The 25817-nt window shown below is 67.9% G+C and carries 19 protein-coding genes; all 19 read left to right on the top strand.

All coding sequences use genetic code 11. The annotated features are described in order from the left end of the window. Positions 1-47: 47 nt before the first annotated feature. The gene (locus L1081_RS17575) at positions 48-2012 is read left to right on the top strand and encodes a caspase family protein (RefSeq protein ID WP_489413318.1); all 1965 of its coding nucleotides are present in this window, start codon (positions 48-50) and stop codon (positions 2010-2012) included. 33 nt (positions 2013-2045) lie between these two features. Further along, on the top strand, positions 2046-2603 hold the full coding sequence (locus L1081_RS17570; protein ID WP_489413317.1) for a hypothetical protein: 558 nt from the start codon (positions 2046-2048) through the stop codon (positions 2601-2603). A gap of 1 nt (position 2604) precedes the next feature. After that, positions 2605-3441, top strand: coding sequence for a type VI secretion system accessory protein TagJ (locus tag L1081_RS17565; RefSeq protein WP_489413316.1), 837 nt, complete (start codon positions 2605-2607; stop codon positions 3439-3441). 2 nt (positions 3442-3443) lie between these two features. After that, positions 3444-3959, top strand: coding sequence for a type VI secretion system baseplate subunit TssE (tssE, locus tag L1081_RS17560; RefSeq protein WP_489413315.1), 516 nt, complete (start codon positions 3444-3446; stop codon positions 3957-3959). A gap of 7 nt (positions 3960-3966) precedes the next feature. Then, positions 3967-5859, top strand: coding sequence for a type VI secretion system baseplate subunit TssF (tssF, locus tag L1081_RS17555; RefSeq protein ID WP_489413314.1), 1893 nt, complete (start codon positions 3967-3969; stop codon positions 5857-5859). Positions 5860-5885: 26 nt separating this feature from the next. Continuing rightward, positions 5886-6920 (top strand): type VI secretion system baseplate subunit TssG, encoded by a 1035-nt coding sequence (gene tssG, locus L1081_RS17550; protein ID WP_489413313.1) that lies wholly within the window; start codon positions 5886-5888, stop codon positions 6918-6920. After that, positions 6917-8251, top strand: coding sequence for a methyltransferase domain-containing protein (locus L1081_RS17545; RefSeq protein ID WP_489413312.1), 1335 nt, complete (start codon positions 6917-6919; stop codon positions 8249-8251). The genes tssG and L1081_RS17545 overlap by 4 nt, the downstream gene beginning before the upstream one ends. Before the next feature lie 69 nt (positions 8252-8320). Then, entirely contained in the window at positions 8321-11050 is a 2730-nt protein-coding gene (gene tssH / locus L1081_RS17540) for a type VI secretion system ATPase TssH (protein ID WP_489413311.1), read from the top strand. 24 nt (positions 11051-11074) lie between these two features. Continuing rightward, positions 11075-13897, top strand: coding sequence for a type VI secretion system tip protein TssI/VgrG (gene tssI / locus L1081_RS17535; RefSeq protein WP_489413310.1), 2823 nt, complete (start codon positions 11075-11077; stop codon positions 13895-13897). A 35-nt stretch (positions 13898-13932) separates the two neighbouring features. Then, on the top strand, positions 13933-16530 hold the full coding sequence (locus tag L1081_RS17530) for a DUF2169 domain-containing protein (protein ID WP_489413309.1): 2598 nt from the start codon (positions 13933-13935) through the stop codon (positions 16528-16530). Between the two features lie 10 nt (positions 16531-16540). Beyond that, on the top strand, positions 16541-17596 hold the full coding sequence (locus L1081_RS17525) for a pentapeptide repeat-containing protein (protein WP_489413308.1): 1056 nt from the start codon (positions 16541-16543) through the stop codon (positions 17594-17596). A 47-nt stretch (positions 17597-17643) separates the two neighbouring features. Beyond that, the gene (locus L1081_RS17520; RefSeq protein WP_489413307.1) at positions 17644-18333 is read left to right on the top strand and encodes a DUF3540 domain-containing protein; all 690 of its coding nucleotides are present in this window, start codon (positions 17644-17646) and stop codon (positions 18331-18333) included. Positions 18334-18345: 12 nt separating this feature from the next. Continuing rightward, complete coding sequence (locus L1081_RS17515; RefSeq protein WP_489413306.1) at positions 18346-18741, top strand: PAAR-like domain-containing protein; 396 nt, start codon at positions 18346-18348, stop codon at positions 18739-18741. Between the two features lie 83 nt (positions 18742-18824). Next, entirely contained in the window at positions 18825-21203 is a 2379-nt protein-coding gene (gene tssI, locus L1081_RS17510) for a type VI secretion system tip protein TssI/VgrG (RefSeq protein WP_489413305.1), read from the top strand. 20 nt (positions 21204-21223) lie between these two features. Next, entirely contained in the window at positions 21224-21721 is a 498-nt protein-coding gene (locus L1081_RS17505; protein ID WP_489413304.1) for a DUF6484 domain-containing protein, read from the top strand. Between the two features lie 15 nt (positions 21722-21736). Continuing rightward, the gene (locus tag L1081_RS17500; protein WP_489413303.1) at positions 21737-22849 is read left to right on the top strand and encodes a DUF2169 domain-containing protein; all 1113 of its coding nucleotides are present in this window, start codon (positions 21737-21739) and stop codon (positions 22847-22849) included. Continuing rightward, entirely contained in the window at positions 22846-23892 is a 1047-nt protein-coding gene (locus L1081_RS17495; protein ID WP_489413302.1) for a hypothetical protein, read from the top strand. Before L1081_RS17500 ends, L1081_RS17495 begins: the two co-directional genes overlap by 4 nt. Further along, positions 23889-24884, top strand: a complete 996-nt coding sequence (locus L1081_RS17490; protein WP_489413301.1) for a PAAR-like domain-containing protein — start codon at positions 23889-23891, stop codon at positions 24882-24884. The genes L1081_RS17495 and L1081_RS17490 overlap by 4 nt, the downstream gene beginning before the upstream one ends. Positions 24885-24903: 19 nt before the next feature. Beyond that, the gene (locus L1081_RS17485; protein WP_489413300.1) at positions 24904-25812 is read left to right on the top strand and encodes a hypothetical protein; all 909 of its coding nucleotides are present in this window, start codon (positions 24904-24906) and stop codon (positions 25810-25812) included. Positions 25813-25817: the final 5 nt, after the last annotated feature.

Raw genomic sequence — 25817 nt, 5'->3', positions numbered from 1 at the left:
TCACGGTGCGTCCGTTTTTCTCCCTCCCCCGCCGGGGGAGGGCAGGGGTGTCGCGCGTGCTGCTGGTGCTGGCGCTGATCGCATTCGCCGGCAGCGCCTTCGCCACCCAGCGCGCCCTGCTCGTCGGCGTTTCCGAGCTCGTCAACCAGCCGCAGTCGCTCTGGCTGCAGGCGCCGCGCAACGACGTGACGCTGATGCGCGATGCACTGCTGAAGCAGGGCTTCGCGGCATCCGACATCACCGTGCTCGCCGACGGCGTGAGCGGCGCGGTGCTGCCCGAATCGCAGGCCATCCACGATGCGCTCGGCCGGCTGCTCGCGCAATCGAGAAGCGGCGACTTCGTGCTGCTCTACTTCTCGGGCCACGGCACCCGCCTGCGCGACAGCAGCAAGCGCTACCAGGAGCCCGACGGCCTTTCGGAAAACTTTCTCGCACGCGATGTGCGCGGCGCACTCGGCAGCGACAGCGCGCTCACGGGCGACCTGCGCGATGCCGATTTCGATGCCTGGATCCAGGCCTTCCTGGCGCGCAACGTGTTCGTCGCCTCCGTCTTCGACACCTGCTCGGCAAACTCGATGACCCGCAGCAGCACGGCCGACAGCCCGCTCATCGCCGAAGGGCCGGCCGACGACGAGGTGCGCTGGCGCGGCTTGCGCACCGGCCAGCTGGTCGGCGCAACCGGTCCCGCAGCGCGCGTCGCCATGGCGCGGCCTGCCGCGGCCGAGCCGGTGCCGCGCGCGCGCTATGTCGCGCTCTTCGCCTCCGAGAGCCACCAGATCACGCCCGAGCTGCGCCTGCCGCGCAAGAGCCGCAATGCACGCCCGCAGGGCCTCTTGACCTGGGCCGTGGTGGAGGCGCTCTCGCGCAAGCCCGCCACCTGGCGCGACCTGTTCGACGGCGTGCTGGCAATCTATCCGCCGGTGATCGACGAACTCGCGCAGCGCTTTCCCACGCGCGAGCTGCCATCGCCGGTGGCCGAGGGCAACCTCGATGCGCCGATCTTCGCCAACCGCGCGCAGGCCGTTTCGACGCGGCCGGTCTGGCGCGCGCAGCGCTCCGGCGACACGCTGGTCCTGCAGGCCGGCCAGCTCGACGGCCTGGTGGCGCAGCAGCCGCTGCGCGTGCTGGCCACGATGGAAGACGGCACGGTGCGCAGCGCCGAAGGCCTGCTCCTGCAGGCCTACACCGACAAGGCGCGCATGGCCGTGCCGTCAGCGCTGCGCGAGCTGTCCGGCGCCGCGCTCTGGAACATCACGCCGCTCGGCGAACCGGCTTCGGTCGCGCTGCGCGTGCGCGCGGAGCAGGGCCTGCCGCCCGGGCTGAGCCTCGACTACCCCGCCTCGGTCGTCGCCGTGGCCGAGGCGGACGGCGCCGACGTGCACTGGAGCGCCACCCGGCTCGACGTGCTCTCGCCCGCGCTCGGCGCCGGCGCCAGGCCTGTGCCGGTCGATCCCGCAGCGGCCCGCCGGCATCTCGAAATGCTGGCCCGGCTCAAGTGGCTCAACCAGCTCTACACCATTGCCAGGGATGCGCAGTTCGATGGCTTCGACGTGGTATTCGAAGTGTGGAACGGCGATCGCCTGGTGCGCAGCGGCCCGGCCCGCCAGGCCGGTGCCGGGCTGCTGCCGCTGCGCAGCGGCGAGCGTGCCGTGCTCAATGTGCGCAACACCACCGGGCGCTCGGTGGACCTTGTCGTCGTCGGCATCGATCCGCAGGGCGGCGCGCGCCAGGTCTACCCCGGGGACCCGGGCGAGACCAATCGCTTCAAGCGCGGCACGCGCGATGCGCCCGCCGTCAAGCGCTTCGAATTGCCCTGGTTCAACGCCGAAGGCGGCCGGCTGCTGGTGCTGGCCGCGCCGGCAACGCCCTACAGCGCGCCGCGCCTGTTCGGCGCCGGCACGGCCGACGGGGTGGCCCAGGTGCGGGTGCGCGGCGCCCTGCAGCAAGACAGCGAGCGGCAGAGCTTTGCCGCGATGGTGCATTGGGCGGGCGAAGCCTTGTCCGCCAGGTAACGACAGACAACCGGATTTTTTCAGGAGATCGACATGAGCTGGACCTACGATGGAAAACTGGACCCCGACGAGGCCCTGCGCCTGCTCGACTACCTGTCGGGCGAATCGGGCAACGACTTCGCGATGATGATCGAGAGCAAGGGCTCGCCGATCGAAGGGGAGTCCAAGCGCACGTACGAAGACGGCAAGCAGCGCATGGACATCGGCGGCTACTCGTACAAGTCGGACGTCGTCGTTCCGCCCGGCTCCACCAAGGGCAAGCTGCGCAACCACGCCTTCATCGTGATCCGCGACTGCGATGCGGCCACGGCCTCCATCGCGAGCCTGCTGAAGAGCCAGGACAGTGACCTGAAGGTGACCATCTCCGTTTTCAAGGCCGGCGGCGACAGCTCGAAAGACCTGCAGTCGCACCTCGAATTCGTGCTCGAGGGTGCACGCGTGAACTGCCATGCCATCGTCACCGGCGGCACGCCCAAGCGGCCCTGCGACATCATCTTCTTCGACTACACGAAGCTGGAGATCCGTTCGGCTCCGCAGCAGCAGACGGGCGCGCGGGGTGCCGTTCGCACCTGCACCTTTTCGGGGAGCTGACATGGCCACCTCCGCCGAACTCCTCAAGTCCGCCGATCCCGTCGCCGCGCTCAAGGCCCTGAGCGACGAGGTCCGCGCCAGGCCCGCCGACAGCAAGCACCGCGTCTTCATGGCGCAGCTGCTGTGCGTGCTGGGCCAGTGGGAACGCGCGCTCAACCAGCTCACCGTCGCGGCCGAGCTCGATGCGCTGGCCGTTCCCATGAAGCAGGTGTATGGCGACGCCGTGCGCTGCGAAGGCCTGCGCGCCGAGGTGTTTGCCGGCACGCGCACGCCGATGATCTTCGGCCAGCCCGACGAATGGCTGGCGCTGCTGATCGAATCGCTGCTGCGCCAGGGCCGCGGCGAGAGCGAGCTGGCCGAGGACCTTCGCCAGCGGGCCTTCGACGGCGCACCTGCCATTGCCGGCACCATCGACGGCGTGCCCTTCGAATGGCTGGCGGATGCCGACATGCGGCTGGGCCCCGTGCTCGAAGCCTTCGTCAACGGCAAGTACTACTGGATTCCCTACGCCCGGCTCGCGCACATCAGGATCGAGCCGCCCGAGGACCTGCGCGACTGCGTCTGGATGCCCGCGCACCTGCAGTTCGAGAACGGCGGAGAGACGCTGGCGCTCATTCCCACCCGCTACGAAGGCACCGAGCAGAGCGAAGACGGCGAACTGCTTCTCGCGCGCAAGACCGAGTGGCGCGAACTGCGCCCCGAGGTCTGGGCTGGTCGCGGCCAGCGCGAGCTCGGCAGCGACGCCGGCGAGTACGCGCTCATGGACGTGCGCGAGATCCTCTTCACGCCGACTGCCTCTGCCGCAGCGCAGGACGGCCCCGGCGACGCAGGCGGCTGATCGTGGTTGAACTCACCGCCCAGGAACGCCTGCAGCCATCGCTGCTCGACCGCCTGGTCGACAACGCGCCCGCCGAAAAGCGCGAGAGCGACGACAAGCGCACGCTCACCAAGCAGGCGCTGCGCTCGGCCGTGCTGCGCGACCTGAGCTGGCTCTTCAATGCCACCGGCTTCGGGCTGGCGATGGACGACAAGCAATACCCGAACGCCGCGCGCTCGGTCATCAACTACGGATTGCCTATGCTGTCTGGCCAGTTCACCTCGTCGGTGCAGCGTGTCAGCATGGAACAGGCTTTGAAGAACGCAATCCTGCAGTTCGAGCCGCGCATTTTGTCCCGCACTCTCGAAGTTGAACTCGTCATGGAAGGCTCGGCACTCGACTCGCACAACAGCATCGGCCTGCAGATCCGCGGCATGCTGTGGGCGCAGCCCGTGCCGCTCGAGTTCCTGATGCGAAGCCGTGTAGACCTGGAAGAAGGACGCATCGAGATCGTGGACATGGCGCAAAACCCAAGGTGAGTCCGACATGGACCCTCGGCTGCTGAACCTGTATGAACAGGAACTGCGCTATTTCCGCGAGAGCTCCTCGGAGTTCGCGCGCGCCTTTCCGAAGATCGCGCACCGCCTGGGCATCGAAGGCCAGGAGGTTGCCGATCCATACGTCGAGCGGCTGATCGAGGCCACGGCCTTTCTGTCGGCGCGCGTCAACCTCAAGCTCGATGCCGAATACCCGCGCTTCACGGGCCACCTGCTCGACATCGTCTATCCGAATTTCCTCGCGCCTACGCCGGCCATGGCGGTCGTCTCGTTCTCGCCCGACCTGGACGACGCCAACCTCGCGACCGGTCCGAAGCTGCCGCGCGGCGCCGGGCTGCGCGCGCGGCAGGCCGTGGGGCAGAACACGCATTGCGAGTTCCGCACCTCGAGCGCGCTGCGCATCTGGCCGATCGAGATCCAGCGCGCCCAGTACTTCACCTATGCGCCCGACCTGCCGCTCGCAACGCACCCCCAGTCCCGTGCCATCCGCGGCGGCCTGCGCATCACGCTGCATGCGACGGCGGGGCTCAACTTCAGCCAGATCGCGCTCGACGACCTGGTGCTGCATCTGGGCGGCGCCGAAGACGTGGCGTGGCAGCTGCAGGAGTGCGCGCTGGGCCAGCCCATCGGCGTGATGGTGCGGCCGCTGTCGCCCACCGGTGCGCTGCAGGGCGCGGCGCAGAGCCTGCCGGCCACGGCGATCCAGCCCGTCGGCTTCGAGGACGATGAAGCACTGCTGCCGGTCACGGCCACCGGCTTCTCGGGCTTCCGCCTGCTGCAGGAGTACTTCGCGTTTCCGCAGCGCTTCCAGTTTCTGCGCATCGCCGGGCTGCAACCGGTGCTCGCGGCAATGCCGGTGGCCGAGGTAGAGCTCGTGCTGCTGTTCTCGCGCGGCGATGCGGCGCTCGAAAAACTGGTGAGCGCCGACAACGTGCAGCTGCACTGCGTGCCGGTGGTCAACCTGTTCAACAAGCGGCTCGACCGCGTGCCGCTGACCGAAGGTGTGAGCCAGTTCCACCTGGTGCCCGACCGCACGCGGCCGCAGGATTTCGAGGTGCACACCGTCACCGAGGTCATCGGCCACGGCGCACCGGGCGCCGATGCAGCGGCGGCCGAACAGGTGTTCCGCCCTTTCTATTCGGCCTTCCATGGCACGCGGCACAGCCACCCGGCCTACTTCACGATCACGCGCGAGCCGCGGATGCTGTCGGTGCGCCAGCGCACCGAGGGCCATCGCAGCAGCCACATCGGCTCCGAGGTCTACATGCAGATCGTCGATCCGCAGCAGGCGCCGTACGCGGCCACGCTGCGGCAGCTTGCGGTGGCCGCGCTGTGCACCAACCGCGACCTGCCGCTGCTGATGCCGCTGGGACGCGACAACGACTTCGATTGCGTCGACTCCTTCCCCGTGCAGCGGGTGCGCATGGTGCGCGGTCCTTCGCGGCCGGTGTCGCCGGTGGTGAGCCAGGGGCTGGGCTGGCGGGTGGTCGATCACCTGGCGCTCAACTACCTGTCGATCTCCGACAGCACGCCGGAGCAAGGCGCTGCCGCATTGCGCGAAACGCTGATGCTCTATGCCACGCATGCCGACGAGATGCGCCAGGGCCAGGTGCGCGGGCTGCTCTCGGTGAGAGCCAAGCCCGTGGCGCGCCGCCTGCCGCTCAAGGGGCCGATCGCCTTCGGGCGCGGGCTCGAAGTGACGCTCGAAGTCGACAAGGACGCATTCCACGGCCACAGCGTGTTCCTGTTCGGCGCGGTGATGGCGCGCTTTCTCGCGCGGCACGTGGAGGTCAATCATTTCGTCGAGACCGTGCTGCGCGTGGCGGGCAAGGGCGAGACCATGCGATGGAGGCCGCTGTGCGGGACCCGGCAGATCCTGTAGCTGTAGCCGCGCGGGTAGACACCGCATTGCGCGGGTGGTCGGCCGAGCCGTGGTCCTACGACTATTTTGCGGTGCTGCGCCGGCTGGAGTCGGTGGCCGCGACCACGCCGCGCTGGGGCCGCGCATTGCTGCCGAGCGCGGAGCCGGTGCGCGTGGGGCAGGAGCCGTCGCTGTCGTTCGCACCGGCCAGCTTCAGCCGCTTCGAGCCGGCAAGCACGCATTCGCCGCCGCGTCTGCGGCAGCATTTCTTCAGCTATGTCGGGCCCAACGGTCCGCTGCCGGTTCATTTGAGCGACTTCATCCGCGAGCGCAGCCTGAACCATGGCGATCCGACCTGGCTGGCCTTTCTCGACAGCTTTTTGCACCGCTTCTCGCTGCACTTCTATCGCGCATGGGCGCAGGCGCGGCCTGCAGTGGCGCTCGACCGGCCGGGCGAGGACCGCTTCCGCCTGCAGGTCGGCGCGTTCGTGGGCATCGGCACGCCGGGCCGCATCGGGCGCGACGAGGTGCACGACGATGCCCGCCTCCATTTTTCGGGCTGGCTCGCGCGCCGCGTGCACAACGCCGAGAGCGTGGAATCGGTGCTGTGCAGCTACTTCGGCGTGCCCGTGAAGCTGGAGCGCTGGGTCGGCCACTGGATGAGCCTGCCCGCGGGCGAGCTCACGCGGCTGGGGCAGGGCGAGAGTTCGCGCTCGATGGGCATGGGTGCGATGCTCGGCACGCGCGCGTGGGACCGGCAGCACCGCGTGCGCCTGCACATCGGCCCGCTCACGCTCGCGCAGTACCGCATGTTCCTGCCGATCGGCAACGCGCAGCCGGTGCTGCAGCACTGGATGCAGCAGCTGCTCGGCGACGAACTCGAATGGGACGCCGAGCTGGCGCTCGAGAAGGCCGAGGTGCCCGCCACACGCCTCGGCCAGGCCAAAGGCAACGCGCCGCGCCTGGGCTGGGTCTCGTGGCTCGGGCAGCGCACGCGCGCCAAGGATGCGGCGGACGTGCGCATCGGCAACCGCCCGATGAGCGCCCGTGCCGTCCAGTCCACCGTGGGAGCCGCCGCATGACGACGACGCCCGTGCAGCTGGACACGATGACGCACGCGGCCGCGCTGGCGCAAGCCGCGGCCCTGATCAAGGCGCAGAAGCTGGACGCGGCGGGCGAATTGCTGGACCGCATCCTGGAGGCCGCGCCGGCCGACCCCGATGCCCTGCACTACCAGGGCCTGCTGCGCCATACGCAAGGCCGCAGCAACGAGAGCATCGCGTTGATCGGACGGTCGCTCACGCTGCAACCCGCGCAGAGCGGTGCCTGGAACAATCTTGGCAACCTGCTGGTCGAGACCGGCCGCATCGACGACGCGATGCGCGCCTACGGCAACAGCGTCTCCTTCGCGAAAGGAGGCGACGAAGGCGCCGATGCGCTGAGCAACATCGCATCGCTCGAACGCCGCAAGGGCCACTGGCAAGCCGCCGAGCGCGTGAGCCGCCAGGCGATCGAACTGCGGCCGGAATTCAGCGAAGCCTGGTACAACCTGTCGATCGCACTGATGGAGCAGGGGCGCATCCATGAGAGCGTCATCGCCAACAGCCGTGCGGTGCTGCTGCAGCCGCGCAACCTGAGCGCCCGCTCGCAGGTGATTCGTGCGCTGGAACTGCTCGGCGAGCATGAGCAGGCCCTCGGCATGTACCGGGAGTGGCTGGCCGAGGATCCAGGCAATCCCGTGGTCACGCACCTGCTGGCCGCTTGCGAGGGGCATGCGCCCGCGCGTGCCAGCGACGGCTATGTGGAGACCGTGTTCGACAGCTACGCCGGAAGCTTCGATGCCAGCTTGGAGAAGCTGCACTACCGTGCGCCCGAACTGGTGGCGCAGGCGGTGCAGCAAATGCATGGCGCGCCGGCCGCGAACCTGGCCGTGGTCGATGCCGGCTGCGGCACCGGACTCTGCGCCCCGCTGCTGCGGCCCTGGGCCGCGCACCTGGCCGGCTGCGACCTGTCGGTCGGCATGCTGCAGCGCGCGGAGCAGCGCGGCGGCTACGACGTGCTGCACAAGGCCGAGCTCACCCACTACCTGCAGACCCAGCCCGGCCGCTTCGACCTGGTGATATCGGCTGACACGCTGTGCTACTTCGGCGACCTGCACGAGGTGCTGGCGGCAGCCGCGCGCGCGCTGCGTCCGGAGGGCGGGGTGGTGTTCACGGTCGAGGCCATGCCCGGGGGCCAGGACGACTTCAGGCTCGAAGGCAGCGGCCGCTACCGCCATGCGGCTGCGCATGTGGAGGCCTGTCTTGCGGCCGCCGGCTTTGGTGCCGTGCGCATCGAGCCGATCGTTCCGCGCCGCGAGGCGGGGCAGGACGTGCAGGGGTGGCTGGCCAGCGCAAGGCTTTCTGCGCATTGACGCCGGACACGGATCACCGAACTTCAAATTTTCCGGCATGAATCGTCTTCAACAGATACGGAGTCTTCCATGAGTGAAATCAGTCGCACCGCCCTTTTCGGCAAGCTCAACTCGCTGGCCTACAAGGCCATCGAAGGCGCCACGGTGTTCTGCAAGATGCGGGGCAATCCGTATGTGGAACTGGAGCACTGGTTCGCCCAGCTGCTGCAGGCGCAGGACTCCGACCTGCACCGCGTGATCCAGCACTACGGCCTGGACGTCTCGGTGATTGCCAAGGACATGACGGCCGCGCTCGACCGCCTGCCGCGCGGCGCCACCGCCATCAGCGACTTCTCCCCGCACATCGAGAACGCCATCGAACGCGCCTGGACCTATGCCACGCTGCAGTTCGGCGAGGCGCAGGTGCGCACCGGCTACATCCTGGTGGGCATGCTGAAGACGCAGAGCCTGCGCAACCCGCTGTTCGGCCTGTCCAAGCAGTTCGAGAAGGTCAAGGTCGAAGACCTGGCCGACAACTTCGTGAAGATCTGCGACGCCTCGCCCGAGTCGCAGATGCGCGCGCAGGACGGCACCGGCATGGGCAGCGGCGCACCGGGCGAAGACTCGGGTGCGATGGCGCCCGCCGCCATGGGCAAGGGCGATGCGCTCAAGAAGTTCGCGGTCGACCTGACCGAGAAAGCCAGGAAGGGCGAGATGGACCCGATCACCGGGCGCGACGAGGAGATCCGTCAGATCGTCGACATCCTGATGCGCCGCCGCCAGAACAATCCGCTGCTCACCGGCGAGGCCGGCGTCGGCAAGACGGCCGTGGTCGAAGGCTTCGCGCAGCGCCTGGCGCGCGGCGACGTGCCGCCGCAGCTGAAGGACGTGAAGCTGCTCACGCTCGACATCGGCCTGCTGCAGGCCGGCGCGAGCATGAAGGGCGAGTTCGAACAGCGGCTGCGCCAGGTGATCGACGAGGTGCAGGCATCGCCCACGCCCATCATTCTTTTCATCGACGAGATCCACACGCTGGTGGGCGCCGGCGGCGCGGCCGGCACCGGCGATGCGGCCAACCTGCTGAAGCCGGCACTGGCGCGCGGCAACCTGCGCACCATCGGCGCCACCACCTGGGCCGAATACAAGAAGTACATCGAGAAAGACCCGGCGCTGACGCGGCGCTTCCAGGTGGTGCAGGTGCCCGAGCCCGACGAGGTGAAGGCCATTTTGATGCTGCGCGGCGTGGCCAGCGTGCTCGAGAAGCACCACCGCGTGCAGCTGCTCGACGAGGCGATCGAGGCGGCCGTGAAGCTGAGCCACCGCTACATTCCCGCGCGCCAGCTGCCCGACAAGGCGGTGAGCCTGCTCGACACGGCGTGTGCGCGCGTGGCTGTGAGTCAGCACGCGACGCCACCGGAAGTTGAAGACTGCATGCGCCGTATCGAGGGGCTCACGGTCGAACAGGAGATCATCGGCCGCGAGGAAGCCATCGGCATCGACGTGACCAAGCGCGCTGCGCAGGTTGCCACGCTGCTGCTGGAATCGAACGGGCAGCTGGAAACGCTCAACGCCCGCTGGAAGGAAGAGAAGGGGCTGGTCGATCGGTTGCTCGAACTGCGCGCGAAGCTGCGGGCGGGGAACAAGCCGGTGGATGCGGCGTCCGCCGAGGGCGATGCGAAGGCCGACATGCCCCCACCCCAACCCTCCCCCGGTAGGGGAGGGAGCGAAGACCGCACCGCGCTGCTGGCCGAACTGCACGAGCTGCAGGCCAAGATCCACACGGTGCAGGGCGAATCGCCGCTGATCCTGCCCTCGGTCGACGAACAGGCCGTGGCCTCGGTGGTGGCCGACTGGACCGGCATTCCCGTCGGCCGCATGGTCAAGAACGAAGTGGAGGCGGTGCTCAAGCTCGCCGACACGCTCAACCAGCGCGTCATCGGCCAGAAGCACGGCCTGGAGATGATCGCGCGGCGCATTCAAACGTCTCGCGCGCGGCTGGACAACCCGCAAAAGCCGATCGGCGTGTTCATGCTCTGCGGCACTTCTGGCGTGGGAAAGACCGAGACCGCACTGGCACTGGCCGAGGCCCTGTACGGTGGCGAGCAGAACATCATCACCATCAACATGAGCGAATTCCAGGAGGCGCATACCGTCTCCACGCTCAAGGGCGCGCCGCCCGGCTACGTGGGCTACGGCGAGGGCGGCATCCTGACCGAAGCGGTGCGCCGCCGGCCCTACAGCGTGGTGCTGCTCGACGAGGTCGAGAAGGCCCACCCCGACGTGCACGAGATCTTCTTCCAGGTGTTCGACAAGGGCTGGATGGAAGACGGCGAGGGCCGCATGATCGATTTCAAGAACACGATCATCCTGCTCACCACCAACGCCGGCAGCGAGCTGGTGATGAGCATGTGCCGCGATCCCGAGCTGCTGCCCGATTCGAACGCGCTGGCCGATGCGCTGAAGGCGCCGCTCATGAAGGTGTTTCCGCCCGCGCTGCTGGGCCGCATCGTCACCATTCCCTACTACCCGCTGTCGCCCGACATGATGAAGAAGATCGTGCGGCTGCAGCTGGGCCGCATCAAGAAGCGCGTGGAGACCAACCACGGCGTGCCCTTCGAGTACAGCGACGCGGTGGTCGACCAGGTGGTTGCGCGCTGCCAGGACCCGGAGTCGGGCGGGCGCGTGATCGACGCGATTCTCACGAACACCGTGCTGCCCACCATCTCGGTCGAGTACCTGCAACGGCTGGCGTCGGGCGGCGAGATCCGCCGCGTCGCGCTGGATGTGAAGGACGCCGACTTCACCTACGCGTTCGACTGAGCAACTGCGCATCAAGAGTAAAAAATGGCCGATCACGAGTTCCGCATAGAGACAGATTCACCCGCCAAGGACGACCTGATGTTCTGGCGCATCGTGGGCCATGAGGCGCTGGCGCGCCCGTCGGCCTACGAGCTCACGGTGCTGTCGAAGAACAAGGCGCTCGATGCCAAGGACATTCTCGGCCGCGCCTTCGACGTGGTCATCCAGTTCCAGGACAAGGACGGCGGCATGCACGAGCGCCACTGCCAGGGCCACGCCGTGCGCTTCGTGCGGGCCGGGCATGTGGGAAGGCATTTCGAATACCGCATCACGCTGCGCTCGTGGTTCTGGCTGCTCACCAAGCGCACCAACTCGCGCATCCTGCAGGACAAGAAGGTGCTCGAAGTGCTCGACGCGGTCTTTGAAGACAGCCCGATCAAGCGCTTCAAGAAGACCAAGGCCGGCAACGTGATCGGCACCCACACACCGCGGCGCTACTGCGTGCAGCACCAGGAGAACGACTACCAGTTTCTCTCGCGCCTGCTCGAGGACGAAGGCATCTACTACTGGTTCGATTCGCACGACGCGCCCGGCACCATGCACCTGTCGGACGCCAGCGACCTGGCGCACGAGAAGCTGCCGGTGGAAGGCACCCTGCGCTACATGCACAGCGACGCGAGCGAGGCGCGCCACAACGAGATCTCGCGCTGGGTGAGCGCGCGCCAGTTCGACACCGGCAAGCAGGCCTCGCGCGACAGCGACTTCAAGGCGATCAAGAAGACGCTGGCTGCCACCATCGACGTGAAGGACGACCACGAACTCGCCGACTTCGAGGAGTTCGAATTCCCGGGCGGCTATTTCACCGGCGACGACGCCGAGAACCGCACCAAGCTGCGCGGCGACGAGCTCAATGCGCGCCGCGACCGCCACTGGGCACTGACCACCTGGCCCGACGTGAGCGCGGGCCGCAGCTTCAAGTTCGAGGGCGACCCCGACGGCACGCGCAACGGCGACTACGTGATCGCGGCCTGCACTTTCATGGCAAGCCATCCCGGCTATGAAAGCGTGGGCGCCGGCGCGGCCGTTTCGCAGGATGTGCATTCGGCACTGGCCGATGTGCTGCGCGACGATGCGGTGAACGCCGACACGCTGCAGGTGCTGGAAGACCTGATCGCCAGCACGCCGATGCTCAACACGTCGCAGCCGGGCACCAGCGCCTTCCTGATCACCGCGATCCCGATGGAGCGTGCCTACCGGCCGCCACGCCTCACGCCGCGCGTGACCATGCCCGGTCCGCAGACCGCCATCGTGGTCGGCCCCGCCGGCGACGAGCTGCACGTGGACGACCACGGCCGCGTGAAGGTGCACTTCCACTGGGACCGCTACGACGAGAGCAATGAGAAGTCGACCTGCTGGGTGCGCGTGTCGCAGCCCTGGGGCGGCAAGGGCTGGGGCGGGTATTTCATTCCGCGCATCGGGCAGGAGGTGATCGTCGACTTCATCAACGGCGACCCCGACCGACCGATCATCGTGGGCCGCGTCTACAACGACGACCAGCCCATTCCCTACAAGTCGCCCACGCAGAGCGGCTTCAAGACCCGCTCCACGCCCGGCGGCGGTCCCGCGAACTACAACGAGATCATGTTCGAGGACAAGAAGGGTGAGGAGAACATCAACATCCATGCGGAGCGCAACATGAGCCGCAGCGTGGAGCTGGATGACTCAACGACTGTAGACCGGGACCAGACGGTGACGGTCAAGCGCGACCAGACCTCCACCGTCGTGCGGGACCGCAAGCTGACCGTGGAGAACAACGACACCACCGAGATCCAGCAGTTCCAGAAGCTCACGGTCGGAAAGAACCAGGACAACCACGTCATCGGCTACCAGACCACCAAGGTCGACATCGACCATGCGTTGCTGGTGAAGGGCCATCACAAGATCCAGTCCGACGGCAACCGCACCGACGTCACCGGCGGCAACGAGATCCGGTCGGTCACAGGCACCCAGACCGTCACGGTGCAGGGTGGCATGAAGTACAAAGCCCCGACCATGCTGTTCGAGGCGGGGCACATGGAGTTCAAGGTGACCGGCGGCAATTCGATGAAGATCGATGCCAACGCCGCGCCCTATGCCGCGGCATTCCAGAAGTACACGCTGGTGAGCAACACCGAACTCAACATGGTGGCCATCGGCAACATCAACACCGTGTCGGTGGGCTCCAACACCACGGTGCTCGGTCCCAACACCAGCGGCTACATCGGGAACAACACCGACTTCAATCTCGGCGTGGCACGTTCGACTTTCGCGGGGCTGAGCATGGACAACGCGTTGGGTATCGCGATGTCGAACTTTCTGGGCCTGAAGATTGACAACACGCTGGCCATCAGCATGGAGTCGGTGGCGGGCCTGAAGATCGAGCGCGACGGCACCGCGGTGCGGCAGGCGCCGCTGCATTCGATCATGCCCGGTGCGGGCTCCGCCGGGACGGCGGACGCATCGGCGGCGCAGGCGTTCGCCGGCACCGTGGGCGCGGTCGCGGGTCTGGGCTACGGGATCGTCAGCGCCCTGAGCGGCATCGGCTCGCTGGGCGAGCAGTACGCCGGCGCCAAGGCGCTGATCGACGAAGTCCTCTCCAGCCCCGACATCGACAAGATTCCCGGCATGCGCGCACGCCTCACGCGCATGCGCGGTCTGGTTGACACCAACGTGAAGGACGGGCTCCTGGTCTGGGGGACCGCCGGCATCGCCGGCGCGGTGATGGGTCTGATGGGCATGACCTCGCCCATCGGCGACTCTGTGGGCAGCGAGCGCGGCGCCAGCGGTCTGCTCAGCCGCGACAAGAAGACCGGCGAGCCCAACGGCTGATCCGCAAGCAACATTCACATGCATACGCACAGCCCATGCAAGTCGTCAAACCCCAGGTCATTTGCCTGAGCACCCGTCCGATCGAGTACCGCAAGCGCTTCGGTCTCTGCGTGACGGCCATGCTGCACGTTCCATTCGCGCAGGCCGCAGGCGGCACGCTGTGGGGCGAGCAATCGGCCTGGAACTTCATCGGGCGTGAAATGCCCGTGCCCCTGGTGGACGAGGGTGTGGCCAAGCTCACGCCCGAGTTCCTGGTGCACGGCAAGGCCTTCGCGCCGCCCGGCCGTCCCAACGCGTGCGCAGTGCGCGCGCGCCTGGGCAGCCGCAGCAAGACCTTGCTGGTCTTCGGCGACCGCCATTGGGACGGCACCAACGCGAGCACGCCGATGGACTTCGAGGCCATGCCGGTCGACTGGGCGCATGCCTTCGGTGGTCCAGCGGTCGAGGCCAACCCCGAAGGCTTCGGCGCGGCGCCCGCCAATGGCGTGCACAGGCTGCCCAACATCGAGCGGCCCGACCAGCTGCTGCGCGATCCGGCGCAGAGCGTGGCGCCAGCCGGCTTCGGCCTGCGCGGGCCGATGCATCCGGAGCGCGCGCGCTTTCGCGGAACCTACGACGCGGGCTATCTCAAGGCGCATGCGCCGGGCTTCGCCCCCGACTTGGACTGGCGCTATTTCAACCTCGCGCCCGAGGACCAGTGGTTCGACGCGCCGCTGCGCGGCGACGAGCCCTTCCAGTTCGATCACATGCACCCCAAGAAGCCTTCCATCGAAGGTCGCTTGCCCGGGTTGCGCGCGCGAGTGTTCGCCGACTACCGCGCGGCGGGTGCCGCCGAGCCGCGCCTGCGCGAGGTGCCGCTGCGCCTGACGACGGTCTGGTTTTTTCCGCACGCGGAGCGCGCGCTGGTGCTCTTCCAGGGACTCGCCGAGATCGGTACCGACGACGGCTCCGACGTGTACGGACTGCTCGGCGCCGTCGAACGCATCGACGCACCCCGGCCGAACGCCCACTACCTGGATGCGCTCGCGCGGCGCGCCGATCCGCGTTGGGGCGGCATCGAGTGCCTGGACGACAGCGACCTGCTGCCCGAGGGCCTCGACGTGGTGGACCCCGAGGCCGAGCGCGCCGCCCAGGCCTTCGCGAGCCAGGGCCTGCAGGCCGAGGCGCAGTACCGCCGTGCCGAGATCGACGTGGCGCTGGCGCGCGAAGAGTTGCGCGCCAGCGGCCGCGATCCGGACGCGATGGGCGTGGTCATGCCGCCGCGCGAGAAGCCGCCCGCGCCGGCCGAGCGCGTGGCCCACTTGAAGCAGAAGCTGCGTGAGGCCGAGCAGCAGAAGCTGGCGGCCGTCGACGACGCGCTGGATGCGCTCGAGCAGGCGTTGACGGTGCGCAAGGCGCACAAGGGCATGCCGCCGGGCGAGCACCGCGGCCCGCCGGTCTTCGATGCCGACGTGGCGCTGCGGCGCCTGGCGGCCGCGAACGCGGGCGCCACGGGTAGCTTCGACCTGTCGACCACGCCGCCCCGGTTGATGCAGCAGGAAATGATGGAGCGCCTGGGCTACCTGCAGGGCGCGCACGAGCAACCGCCGGCCTACGCGATGCAGGCGGCGCAGGCCGAGACCCTGCGCCTGGGCATGAAGCAGGCGCTGGCCGGCGGACTGCGCTTCTTCGGCGGCATGGATTTCACGGGCGCCGATTTCTCGGGGCTCGACCTGCGCGGCGTCCATTTCGGCGGAGCCTGGCTCGAGAGCGTGGATTTCAAGGGAGCCAACGTATCGCAGGCGGACTTCACCGCGGCCGTGCTCGCGCATGCGAATCTCGATGGCGCGATCGGCGTGCGGGCCGTGCTCAAGGGCGCGAACCTTGGTCGCACGCGCTGGAAGGGCGCCGTGTTCGACGACGCCGATTTCAGTGAGGCGCAACTGAGCCATGCCGACCTGAGCGGCCTGGCGCTGCGCCGCGCGCGGCTCAAGGGCGCGATGCTGATCGGCACGCGCTGGGAAGGGGCCGATGCGCACGGAGTGCACGCGCCGGAGCAACTCTTCTACCGGCTGTCGTTGCCGGGCCTCGCGCTCGCCGAGGCCGAACTCGCGGGCTGCCAGTTCGTCGAATGTGATCTCGCGGGCGTCGACCTGCGCGATGCCGACCTGGCCGGCGCCAATCTGATCACCTGCAAGCTGTCGGGCGCGAAGTTCGGCGGCGCGCGCGGGCCGGGCATGGTGTTCGCGCAGTACTGCGATCTGAGCGATGCGGACTTCTCCAACGCGCAGATGCGCGGCGCGAACTTCGGCGCCGCAGACATGTCGCGCGCGTGCTTGGTCGCGAGCGTGCTGGACGGCGCCAACCTGTGCGAGGTACGGCTCGCCGACAGCGACTGGCACTTGGCCTCGGCCAAGGGCGCGTTGTTACGTCGCGCCGGACTGCAGCGCGCGAAGCTGGTCGGCGTGAATTTCAGCGAAGCAATCCTGCAGCATGCGGATCTGCGCGGCTGCGACCTGCGCAACAGCAATCTGTTCGCGGCGGACCTGTCGCGCGCGCGGCTCGATGGCGACGTGCGCCTGGAGGGCGCGCTTCTCAAGCGCACGCGCACCTGGCCGCGGCTCACGACCGAACAGCAGGCGGTGGGCTCGTGAGGACTCCCCCATGCTGAACGCAACGGCCCTGTCACTGGCGGTGCTGCTCGGCGAGTCGGTGCCCGACCTGGATCTGTCGGGCGGCCACTTCGAGCGCGCCCGGCTGGCCGGTGGACTGTTCGACCGAGTGAACTTCGCCAAAGCCGATCTGCGCGGCGCCGACCTGCGCGAAGCCGTGTTCAACCAGTGCGACCTGCGCGGTGCGTTGTTGGGCGGGGTGCAGTTGCAGCGCGCCGTGTTCAACCAGTGCCGCATGGACCACGTCGACCTGCGCGCGGCGGCCCTGCACTCGGCTGTGCTTAGCGAATGCGAGGCGCCGCATGCGAACCTGTCGGATGCCGACCTGAGCATGCTCGTGTGCACCAGGACTCGGCTCGACCACGCAATGCTGCGCGGTGCGTTGCTGGACGCCAGCGTTCTGACCGAGAGCAGCCTGATCGACCTGGGCGCCGAATCCACGCGTTGGGTGCATTCGACCGTGGCCGGTTGCGATCTGCGGCATGTGGCATGGCGCGGCGCCAGCATGCTGCGCGTGGCGTTCTCCACCACCCGGCTGGGCGGCGTGTCGTTCGACGGCGTGGCGCTGGAGAGTTGCCAGTTCGCCGGCGCCGACCTGCGCGCGGCCGTATTCAGCGGCGCGCCGCTGCGCCAGTGCAATTTCCAGGGGGCCACTCTCGACGAGGCCCGCTTCGACCATATCGATGCGCCGCTCGCGCTGTTCTGCGAAGCCCTGGGCAAGGGCGTCGATTTTTCCGGCGCCAGGCTGCCGCAGGCGCTGTTCACCGGCGCCAAGTTGCCCGAGGCGAACTTTGGCTCCGCCAACCTGTACCAGACCCATTTTGCGGGCGCTGTGCTCGACCGCGCTCGCTTCAATGGCGCGGACCTCACCTATGCCGACCTGCGGCATGCGCGCCTGCACCAAGCCGACCTGCGCGGCGCGACCCTCGTGCGCGCATGCCTCCACCGCGCCTTCACCGAAGAGGCGCAGATCGACGACCGCGCGCGTGCGCTCGAAACCGACCCCCAGCTCGCGGAGGCCGAGGACTGGCGCCCGCTGCCGGGCTGACGCGCCATCGTCGCGATGCTCCTGCTTCTTTCCATGGAAAACATGTCATGAAAACCACTGCCCACCATGCTGTCCACCGAAACGCCGCCGCACCGCGCCGCGCGCCGGCGCCTGAAGCCACGCAGCCGCCGCATGCTGAACCCGCCGGGAACTGCTGGACCGCGCTGCTCGAAGCGGACCGCAACGGACTGCTGCACGTACGCCGAGGCGGCATGGCGCTGGCTGTGCGCACGGCGGAGAGCTGCCTGCTCTCGCCAGTGGCGGGCGACACGGTATTGTGCTTTGGCAGCGCGCCCGGCGGCATCTGGGTGCTGTCGGTGCTTGCGCGCTGCGCGGGCGCGCAGGAACGAGTGCTCCGGTGCAAGGGCGACACCCGGCTCGTGGTCGAAGGCGGCAGGCTCGCGCTCGAAGCCGATGACCTGCACATGAAGTCGCAGCGCCTGGGCGTGCGCGCAGCCGCGGCGGCCCTGTCGCTCGATTCGACCGAGTTCGTCGGCGAGCGGGTGCGCGTCGTCGCCGGCACGCTCAAGCTGGTAGGCAGCCTGCTGAGCACGGTCATGGAACGCGTCAACCACTTCAGCCAGAACTACCTGCGCACGACCCGCGGGATGGACCGGGTGAACGCAGCCCACATCGAATGCGATGCCAGCGAGCTGCTGCACCTGCGCGGTGACCATACGCTGATCAACGGTGCCAAGCTCGTGAAGACGCGGGGCGCACAGATCCATTTCGGCTGAGGAGTACGCGCCATGTTCGCCAACTGCCAGATGATGGGAACGGACATGGGGTTTCCCGATGTCTGCATCACGCCCGCCGCGCCATCGCCGATTCCGGTTCCCTATCCGAACATCGCGATGGGGCCGATGGCCATACCGAACTGCCCGACCATCCTGTTCATGGGAACGCCGGCGCACAACCTCGGCACGACCATCCCCATGACCAACGGCGACAACTCGGGCGTGCTGCTGGGGGTGGCCTCGGGCACGGTGATGGGGCCGAGCCGCCATCTGACGGGCGCCTTCACCGTGCTGCTCAACGCCATGCCCGCAACGCGCCTGACCAGCACGAGCCTGCAGAACAGCACCAACTGCCCGGGCGTTCGCACCGTGCCGAGCCAGACGCTGGTGCTCCTGCTGGCGCCCTGAGGCCGCCGCGACTGCAGGCCGGAAGGTCCGCCGGAAAGAGTCGAAAACCGCAGAAATCGCAAGGGGGCCTCGAGCCGAAGCACATGGCCGATCACGAATTCCGCATCGAAAGCGACTCGCCCGCCAACGGCGAGCTGATGTTCTGGCGCATCGTCGGCCACGAAGCGCTCGCACGCCCGTCGACCTACGAGCTCACGGTGCTGTCGAAGAACCGCGCGCTCGACGCCAAGGACATCCTGGGCCGCGCCTTCGACGTGGTCATCGAGTTCCAGGACAAGGACGGCGGCATGCACGAGCGCCACTGCCAGGGCCACGCCGTGCGCTTCGTGCGGGCCGGGCATGTGGGAAGGCATTTCGAATACCGCATCACGCTGCGCTCGTGGTTCTGGCTGCTCAGCAAGCGCATCAACTCGCGCATCCTGCAGGACAAGAAAGTGCTGGAGGTGCTCGATGCCGTGTTCGAGGACAGCCCGATCAAGCGCTTCAAGAAGACCAAGTCCGGCAGCGTGATCGGCACCCACAATCCGCGACGCTACTGCGTGCAGCACCAGGAGAGCGACTACCAGTTCCTGTCGCGGCTGCTGGAAGACGAAGGCATCTACTATTGGTTCGACGCGCACGACGCGCCCGGCACCATGCACCTGTCGGATGCGAGCGACATCGCGCACGACAAGCTGCCCGTGGAAGGCACCCTGCGCCACGTGGCCACCGACACCACCGAGGCGCGCCACAACGAGATCTCGCGCTGGGTGAGCGCGCGGCAGTTCGACACCGGCACCTACGCATCACAAGACAGCAACTTCAAGTCGATCAAGAAGAAGCTCGAAGCCGCGGGTGGTGAACCCGACAAGAACGAGCTGGCCGAGTTCGAGGCCTTCGAGTTCGCGGGCGGCTACTTCTCGGGCAGCGATGCGGACGACAAGGGCAAGCTGCGCGGCGAAGAGATCGTCGCGCGTCGCCAGCGCCACTGGGCGCTCACCACCTGGCCCGACGTGGCCGCCGGCCGCAGCTTCACCTTCGAGGGCGACCCCGACGGCACGCGCGACGGCGACTACATCATTGCGGCCTGCACTTTCGTGGCGAGCCACCCCGGCTACGAGAGCATTCCCCATGCCACGCCGAGGATGCCGATCGAGCAGGCGCTGCGCGAGGCGCTCGACGACGACGCCGTGAACGCCCAGGCGCGGCCCGCGCTGGAGGCGCTGATCGCCGACGCACCCGCGCTGCGCACCGATCCGCAGGGCACCAGCGACTTCCTGATCACCGCGCTGCCGATCGAGGTGCCGTTCCGTCCGCCGCGCCTCACGCCGCGTGTCGTCATGCCCGGGCCGCAGTCGGCCATCGTGGTGGGGCCGGCCGGGGAAGAGATCCACGCCGACGATTTCGGCCGCGTCAAGGTGCACTTCCACTGGGACCGCTACGACAAGAGCGACGAGAAATCCACCTGCTGGGTGCGCGTGTCGCAGCCATGGGCCGGCAAGGGCTGGGGCGGGTATTTCATTCCGCGCATCGGCCAGGAGGTGATTGTCGACTTCCTGAACGGCGACCCCGACCGGCCGATCATCGTGGGCCGCGTCTACAACGACGACCAGCCGATCCCGTTCGGCTCGCACACGCAGAGCGGCTTTCGCACGCGCTCCACGCCCAAGGGCAGCGCCTCGAACTGCAACGAGTTCCGTTTCGAGGACAAGAAGGGTTCAGAGCAGGTGTACCTGCACGCCGAGAAGAACCAGGACATCGAGGTCGAGAACGACGAGACCCACTGGGTGGGCCACGACCGCACCAAGACCATCGACCACGACGAGACCACGCACGTCAAGCACGACCGCACCGAGACGGTGGACAACAACGAGACCATCACCGTGCACGGCCAGCGCACCGAAACGGTGGACAAGGACGAGACCATCACGATCCACCAGAACCGCACGGAGACGGTGGACCTGAACGAGACCATCTCGATCGGGCAGAACCGCACGATCACGGTGGGCGCGAGCGAGACGGCCACGGTAGCGCTGCAGCGCACGCATTCGGTGGGGATCAACGAGACCATCACAGTGGGTGCGGCGCAGGAGATCACGGTGGGGGCGATGCAGGCGGTGACTGTGGGAGCGAGTCAGACGATCAGCGTGGGGGCGAACCAGTCGAGCAGCATCGGGGCGAACCGGTCGGTGGATGTGGGGGCGGCGCTGTCGACGAACGTGGGCGCCGATGAATCGCGCAGCGTAGGCGAAGGGCGCTCGACCAGCGTGGGAAAGGACGATGCGCTCTCGGTCGGAAAGAACCTCGTCATCAGCGCGGGCGACTCGATCTCGATCACCACGGGCAGCGCGAGCATCACGATGAAGAAGGACGGGACCATCGTCATCAAGGGCAAGGACATCACGATCGACGCTTCGGGAAAGATCAATGCGAAGGCGAGCAGCGACATTGTGATGAAGGGCTCCAAGATTTTGCAGAACTGATTGCCACAAGCGAGGACACGATGAGCAAACGAGAGTCGATCGACGAGCTGCTGGCCGCACGGCTGGAGCCATTGCCATTGACACTGCCGGGCGTCCCGGCCGTGGTCCTGGGGGAACTGGTGGCGCTTGCAGACGAGGGCAGCACGCCGCTCGTGCTGTTCACGGGCCAGCCCACGAGCGCTGCGGTGCGCGCGCGCACGACTGTGGACTTGCACGGTGCCCACATCGGGCAGCAGGTGACGCTGGTCTTCGAGGCGGGCGATGCGGCGCGGCCCATCGTGACGGGCGTGCTGCGCCCGGCGCAGGGTTGGCCGCTCGCGGACGTCCCGGGGCAAGTCGAGGTTTCGCAGGACGGCCGGCGCATGGTCGTCGGCGCCCGAGACCAGCTGGTCATGCGATGCGGCAAGGCAAGCATCACGCTGACCAGGGCCGGCAAGGTCCTGATCCGCGGCGCATATATCGCCAGCATCTCCAGCGGGGTCAATCGCGTCAAGGGCGGATCGGTCCAGTTGAACTGAAGGGGGCGCGAGGCGATGGAACTGATCAACGCCACCCGCATGGTCACCGGGTACACGATGGGCGTGGAGCCCAGCGGCAGGGAACTGCTCGTCGTCGTGATCAAGGGCACCTTCGTACTTCCCAGGCCCGGCGAAACGGTGCGCCTGCACGACGAGCAGTTGCCATTGCTCATGGCAGACACATTCACCGGTGCGCCCGGTTTCAGCGCGCCCTTGCAGGAGGCCGACTTTGCACTGCGCAAGAACCACTGCGACGTGCTGCTTGCCGGCAGCGCCTACGCACCGGGTGGTCGCCCGGTCACGCGCACCCGCGTGGGGTTGCACGTCGGTCCGATGCACAAGAGCTTCGATGTTGTCGGCCACCGGGTCTGGGAGGCCGGGCTCGGCGCGATTCGCGCAAGCCTGCCTTCGCCGTTCGAGAAGGTGGACCTGAGCTACGGGTGTGCGTTCGGCGGGGTCGACGACGCTTCCGGGGACCCGGCCGAGCACAGCGCCTACGGGCCCAATCCGGTGGGGCGCGGCTACCGAAAGCAGCTGAAGGCGTCGTGGGTCGACGGCACGCCGCTGCCCAACACCGAGGAGTCGGGTGTCCTGGTGGATGCCCCCGACGGCGCCTTTCGTCCGATGGCCTATGGACCCGTCGGCCGCGGGTGGCCGCAGCGCGCCTGCCATGCCGGCACCTACGACCAGGCATGGCTGGACCACGGTTTTCCGTTTCCGCCCGCGGACTTCGACGAGCGCTACTACCAGGCGGCACCGCTCGACCAGCAGATTCCGATTCCCGAAGCCGCGCTCGAAGTTCGGCTGGAGAACCTCACCTCCGACGGGCTGCGTCATTTCGCGCTGCCGTTCTTCGAGGCGCCCGTCCATGTCTTTCCGAAGAACAACGCAAGGCGCGAAGACCTTGTCGCCCGGCTCGACACCATCGTTCTGGAGCCCGACCAGGAGCGCTTCACCATGCAGTGGCGTGTAGCGCGGCCGCTGCGCGACAACATGTTCGAGGTGTCGCAAGTCCTGGTCGGCCGCAAGGGCGAGGACTGGTGGCAGGCGCGCGACGAGATGACTTTCCCGATCCGTGTGGTGAGCGCCCCGGTCGATGGCGATGCGGACCTGGAGGTGTTCGAATGACCGGCGTTGCGGTCTCCGGTGTTGGGCTCGTCACCAGCCTCGGCCTGGACGCCGAGTCGACCTGTGCCGCGCTGCGCGCGAGCGTCACCAATCCTTCGATCTCCCGGTTTCGAGGACGCGACGGGCAGCGCATCAATGCGCACCAGGTCGAACTCGACGCGCCCTGGGTCGGCATCGCCAAGCTCGTGCAGATGGCGCTGCTGGCGGCCGACGAGTGCCTCGCCGGCACGCGCGATGCGCTGGCCGGCGACGCGATTCCCGTACTGCTTTGCACCGCCGAGCAGCGCCGCCCCGGCCGCCTGGAAGACCTGGACGATGCGCTCTTCGACGGCGTCCGGGCGGGGTTGGGCGTGCGCGTGGACGATCGGCACTCGGCAATTTTTCCGCTCGGCCGCGTGGCGGCGCTGGCGGCGCTGGAGCGCGCGAGGCGCCTTGTAACCGAGCATGGCTGCGGGCAGGTGCTGATCGTCGCGGCCGATGGGCTGCTCTCCTGGCCTGCGCTGAAGCACTACGTCGACCAGGACCGTGTGCTGCGGGAGGACAACTCCAACGGCTTCATGCCCGGTGAAGGTGCCGGTGCGCTGCTGATCGCCGCGGCGCATGCCGACGACACGCTGCGCTGCACAGGCATCGGCGCGGGCGTGGAGCCAGCGCCTGTGCTGAGCGGCACGCCGCTGCGCGGCGACGGACTCACCGCCGCCATCGCGCAGGCGATGCGCGAGGCGGGCCTGCTGGCGGACGACGTGGACTTCATCGTGGCCGACATTTCCGGCGAGCAGTACTTCTTCAAGGAGGCGGCGCTCGCGCGTGCACGCGCGCTGCGCGGACATGTGCGAACGCTGGACCTTTGGCACCCGGCCGAAGGCATCGGGGAGGCTGGCGCACTGGCCGGTGTGGCCGCGATCGCTGCCGCGTGGACCGCGATGCGCAAGGGTTACGCGTGCGGGCCACGGGTGCTGGTACACGGCTCGGACGACGGCTCGTACCGTTTTGCGGCCGTGCTGTGCCGCCCGGAAACCCGCAACATGGAGAGGATGTCTTGAGCAACGAGGTCTACGCCAACAACATGGAGGTGTCGTGCAAGGCGGCGGCGGGCAAGTCGATCTGCGCCTTTCCCGATGTCTGCTTCACGCCGCCGCAGACGCCCGCCACGCCGCCAGGCGTACCCATTCCCTACCCGAACACGGGTCTTGCGACGGACTGCACCAACGGCTCCACCAGCGTGAAGATCTCGGGCAAGGAGGTGATGCTGAAGAACAAGAGCTATTTCAAGAAGAGCACCGGCGACGAGGCCGGCTGTGCGCCCAAGAAGGGCATCATCAACAGCAAGATCACCGGCAAGGTGTACTTCAACGCCTGGTCGATGGACGTGAAGGTCGAGGGCGAAAACGTGGTGCGCAATCTCGATCTGACCACCCACAACCATGGCAGTACGGCCAACGAGGCGGTTCCGTGGCCCTACCAGGACGCGATCGCGATGAACGTGAAGGGCCATCCGTGCAAGGCCATGGCCAAGGACATCAAGGACAACTGCTCGGGCGCCAACGACTACGGGCGCGACTGCTGCAAGGCGCGCAAGTGCATGCTGGCGCCGTACTCGCCCAACACCTGCTGCAACGCGCCCAGCACCTCCAAGCAGATGACGCCGCACCACCCGCTGCCCTCCAAGGAGTTCGTGGCCCACGCGGGGCGTGGCAAGCCCGACCCGGCCACCAACTACGTGTCGAACAAGGCGCCTTGCGTCTGCCTGAAGGGAACCTCGCATGCCAAGCACACCGAGCACGGCAAGGTCGGGTGCAACTACACGGTCGAGAAGAACAAGTGGTTCAAGGACCCGGCCAACAAGGGCAAGAAGTACACGCTGAAAGAGGGCATCAAAACGGCCGCCAAGTCGGCCCAGGGAAAGATCAACGCGGGGGATTCCAAGGGCTGCGACGAGAAATGCATGGCGCGCCAGCTGGCCCTCGGACACAGCCGCATGAAGCTCACTGTGAAGACCAACGACCCGCTGCCGCGATCCAAGCAGCACGCATGAAATCTGAAAGGACCCGCTCATGAACCCGTTCCCCAAGGTGCTCAAGCGCCTGGACTACATCCAGGAGGGCGCCAACCCGGCGCCTGGCGTCGTGCTGCTGGGCTGCACCGTCGGCGACGACTACGACAACCCCGACAACCGCGTGGTGGTCGTGCGCGACGACGCAGTGGCCGCGTTCTCTTTCGGAGGGGATGAGCTTGTCTCGATCGACGCCGCGGCCGGTGGCGCGGGCTACGCGCTCGGCGAGAACGGCACCCTGATTTCCTTCGACTGGCTCGGCGGCACCACCGATGCGGCGCTTGCGCAGTCGCTGCAGCGCTTTGCCAACCCCGCCGTGGAAGATCTCGGACCCCTGCGGCGATTGCGTTTGCTGGGCGACGATGTCGTCTGCGCGGGATCGGTGGGGCAGGTCTATCTGTTCGCGAGCGGGCGCTTCGCGGCGCTGCCGCAGCTCACGGTCGAAGGCGAGGACGTGACCATCGAGGACCTGGCGGGCACCTGCGCCTCCGACTTCATGGTCGTCACCTCGGACGGCTACGGCGCGCGTTTCGATGGCCGTGCCTGGCACAAGCTGGACCTGCCGGGAAATTCGAGCCTGAACACGGTGTGCATGCTTGCTGACGGGCACTTCGCCATCGGGGGCGACAACGACACGCTGCTGATCGGCGCGGCCGACCAGTGGCTGGCCGTGGCCACGGACGACATGGAGCGGGACTACTGGGGCATCGCCGCCGAGGGGGACGCGATCTACCTGGCGCACGTCGACGGCATCGACACCTATGACGGCGCATCGCTGCAGCCGCTGGCCATTGCGAAGCGGCAGAAGAACGAGTTCGTCGTGCTGCGCTCGGGCCCGGACGGCGTGTGGTCGCTGGCCGGACGCAGCGTAGGGCTGATCGCTGGCGGCCGTTGGCAGGTCATGGTCTAGCGGCA

Origin of the sequence: Variovorax sp. MSC1_012 (assembly GCF_023667525.1) — a bacterium.
Lineage (GTDB): Bacteria > Pseudomonadota > Gammaproteobacteria > Burkholderiales > Burkholderiaceae_C > Variovorax > Variovorax beijingensis_B.
The sequence above is the reverse complement of the archived record's forward strand: the minus strand, read 5'-3'. Positions and strand labels throughout refer to the sequence as shown.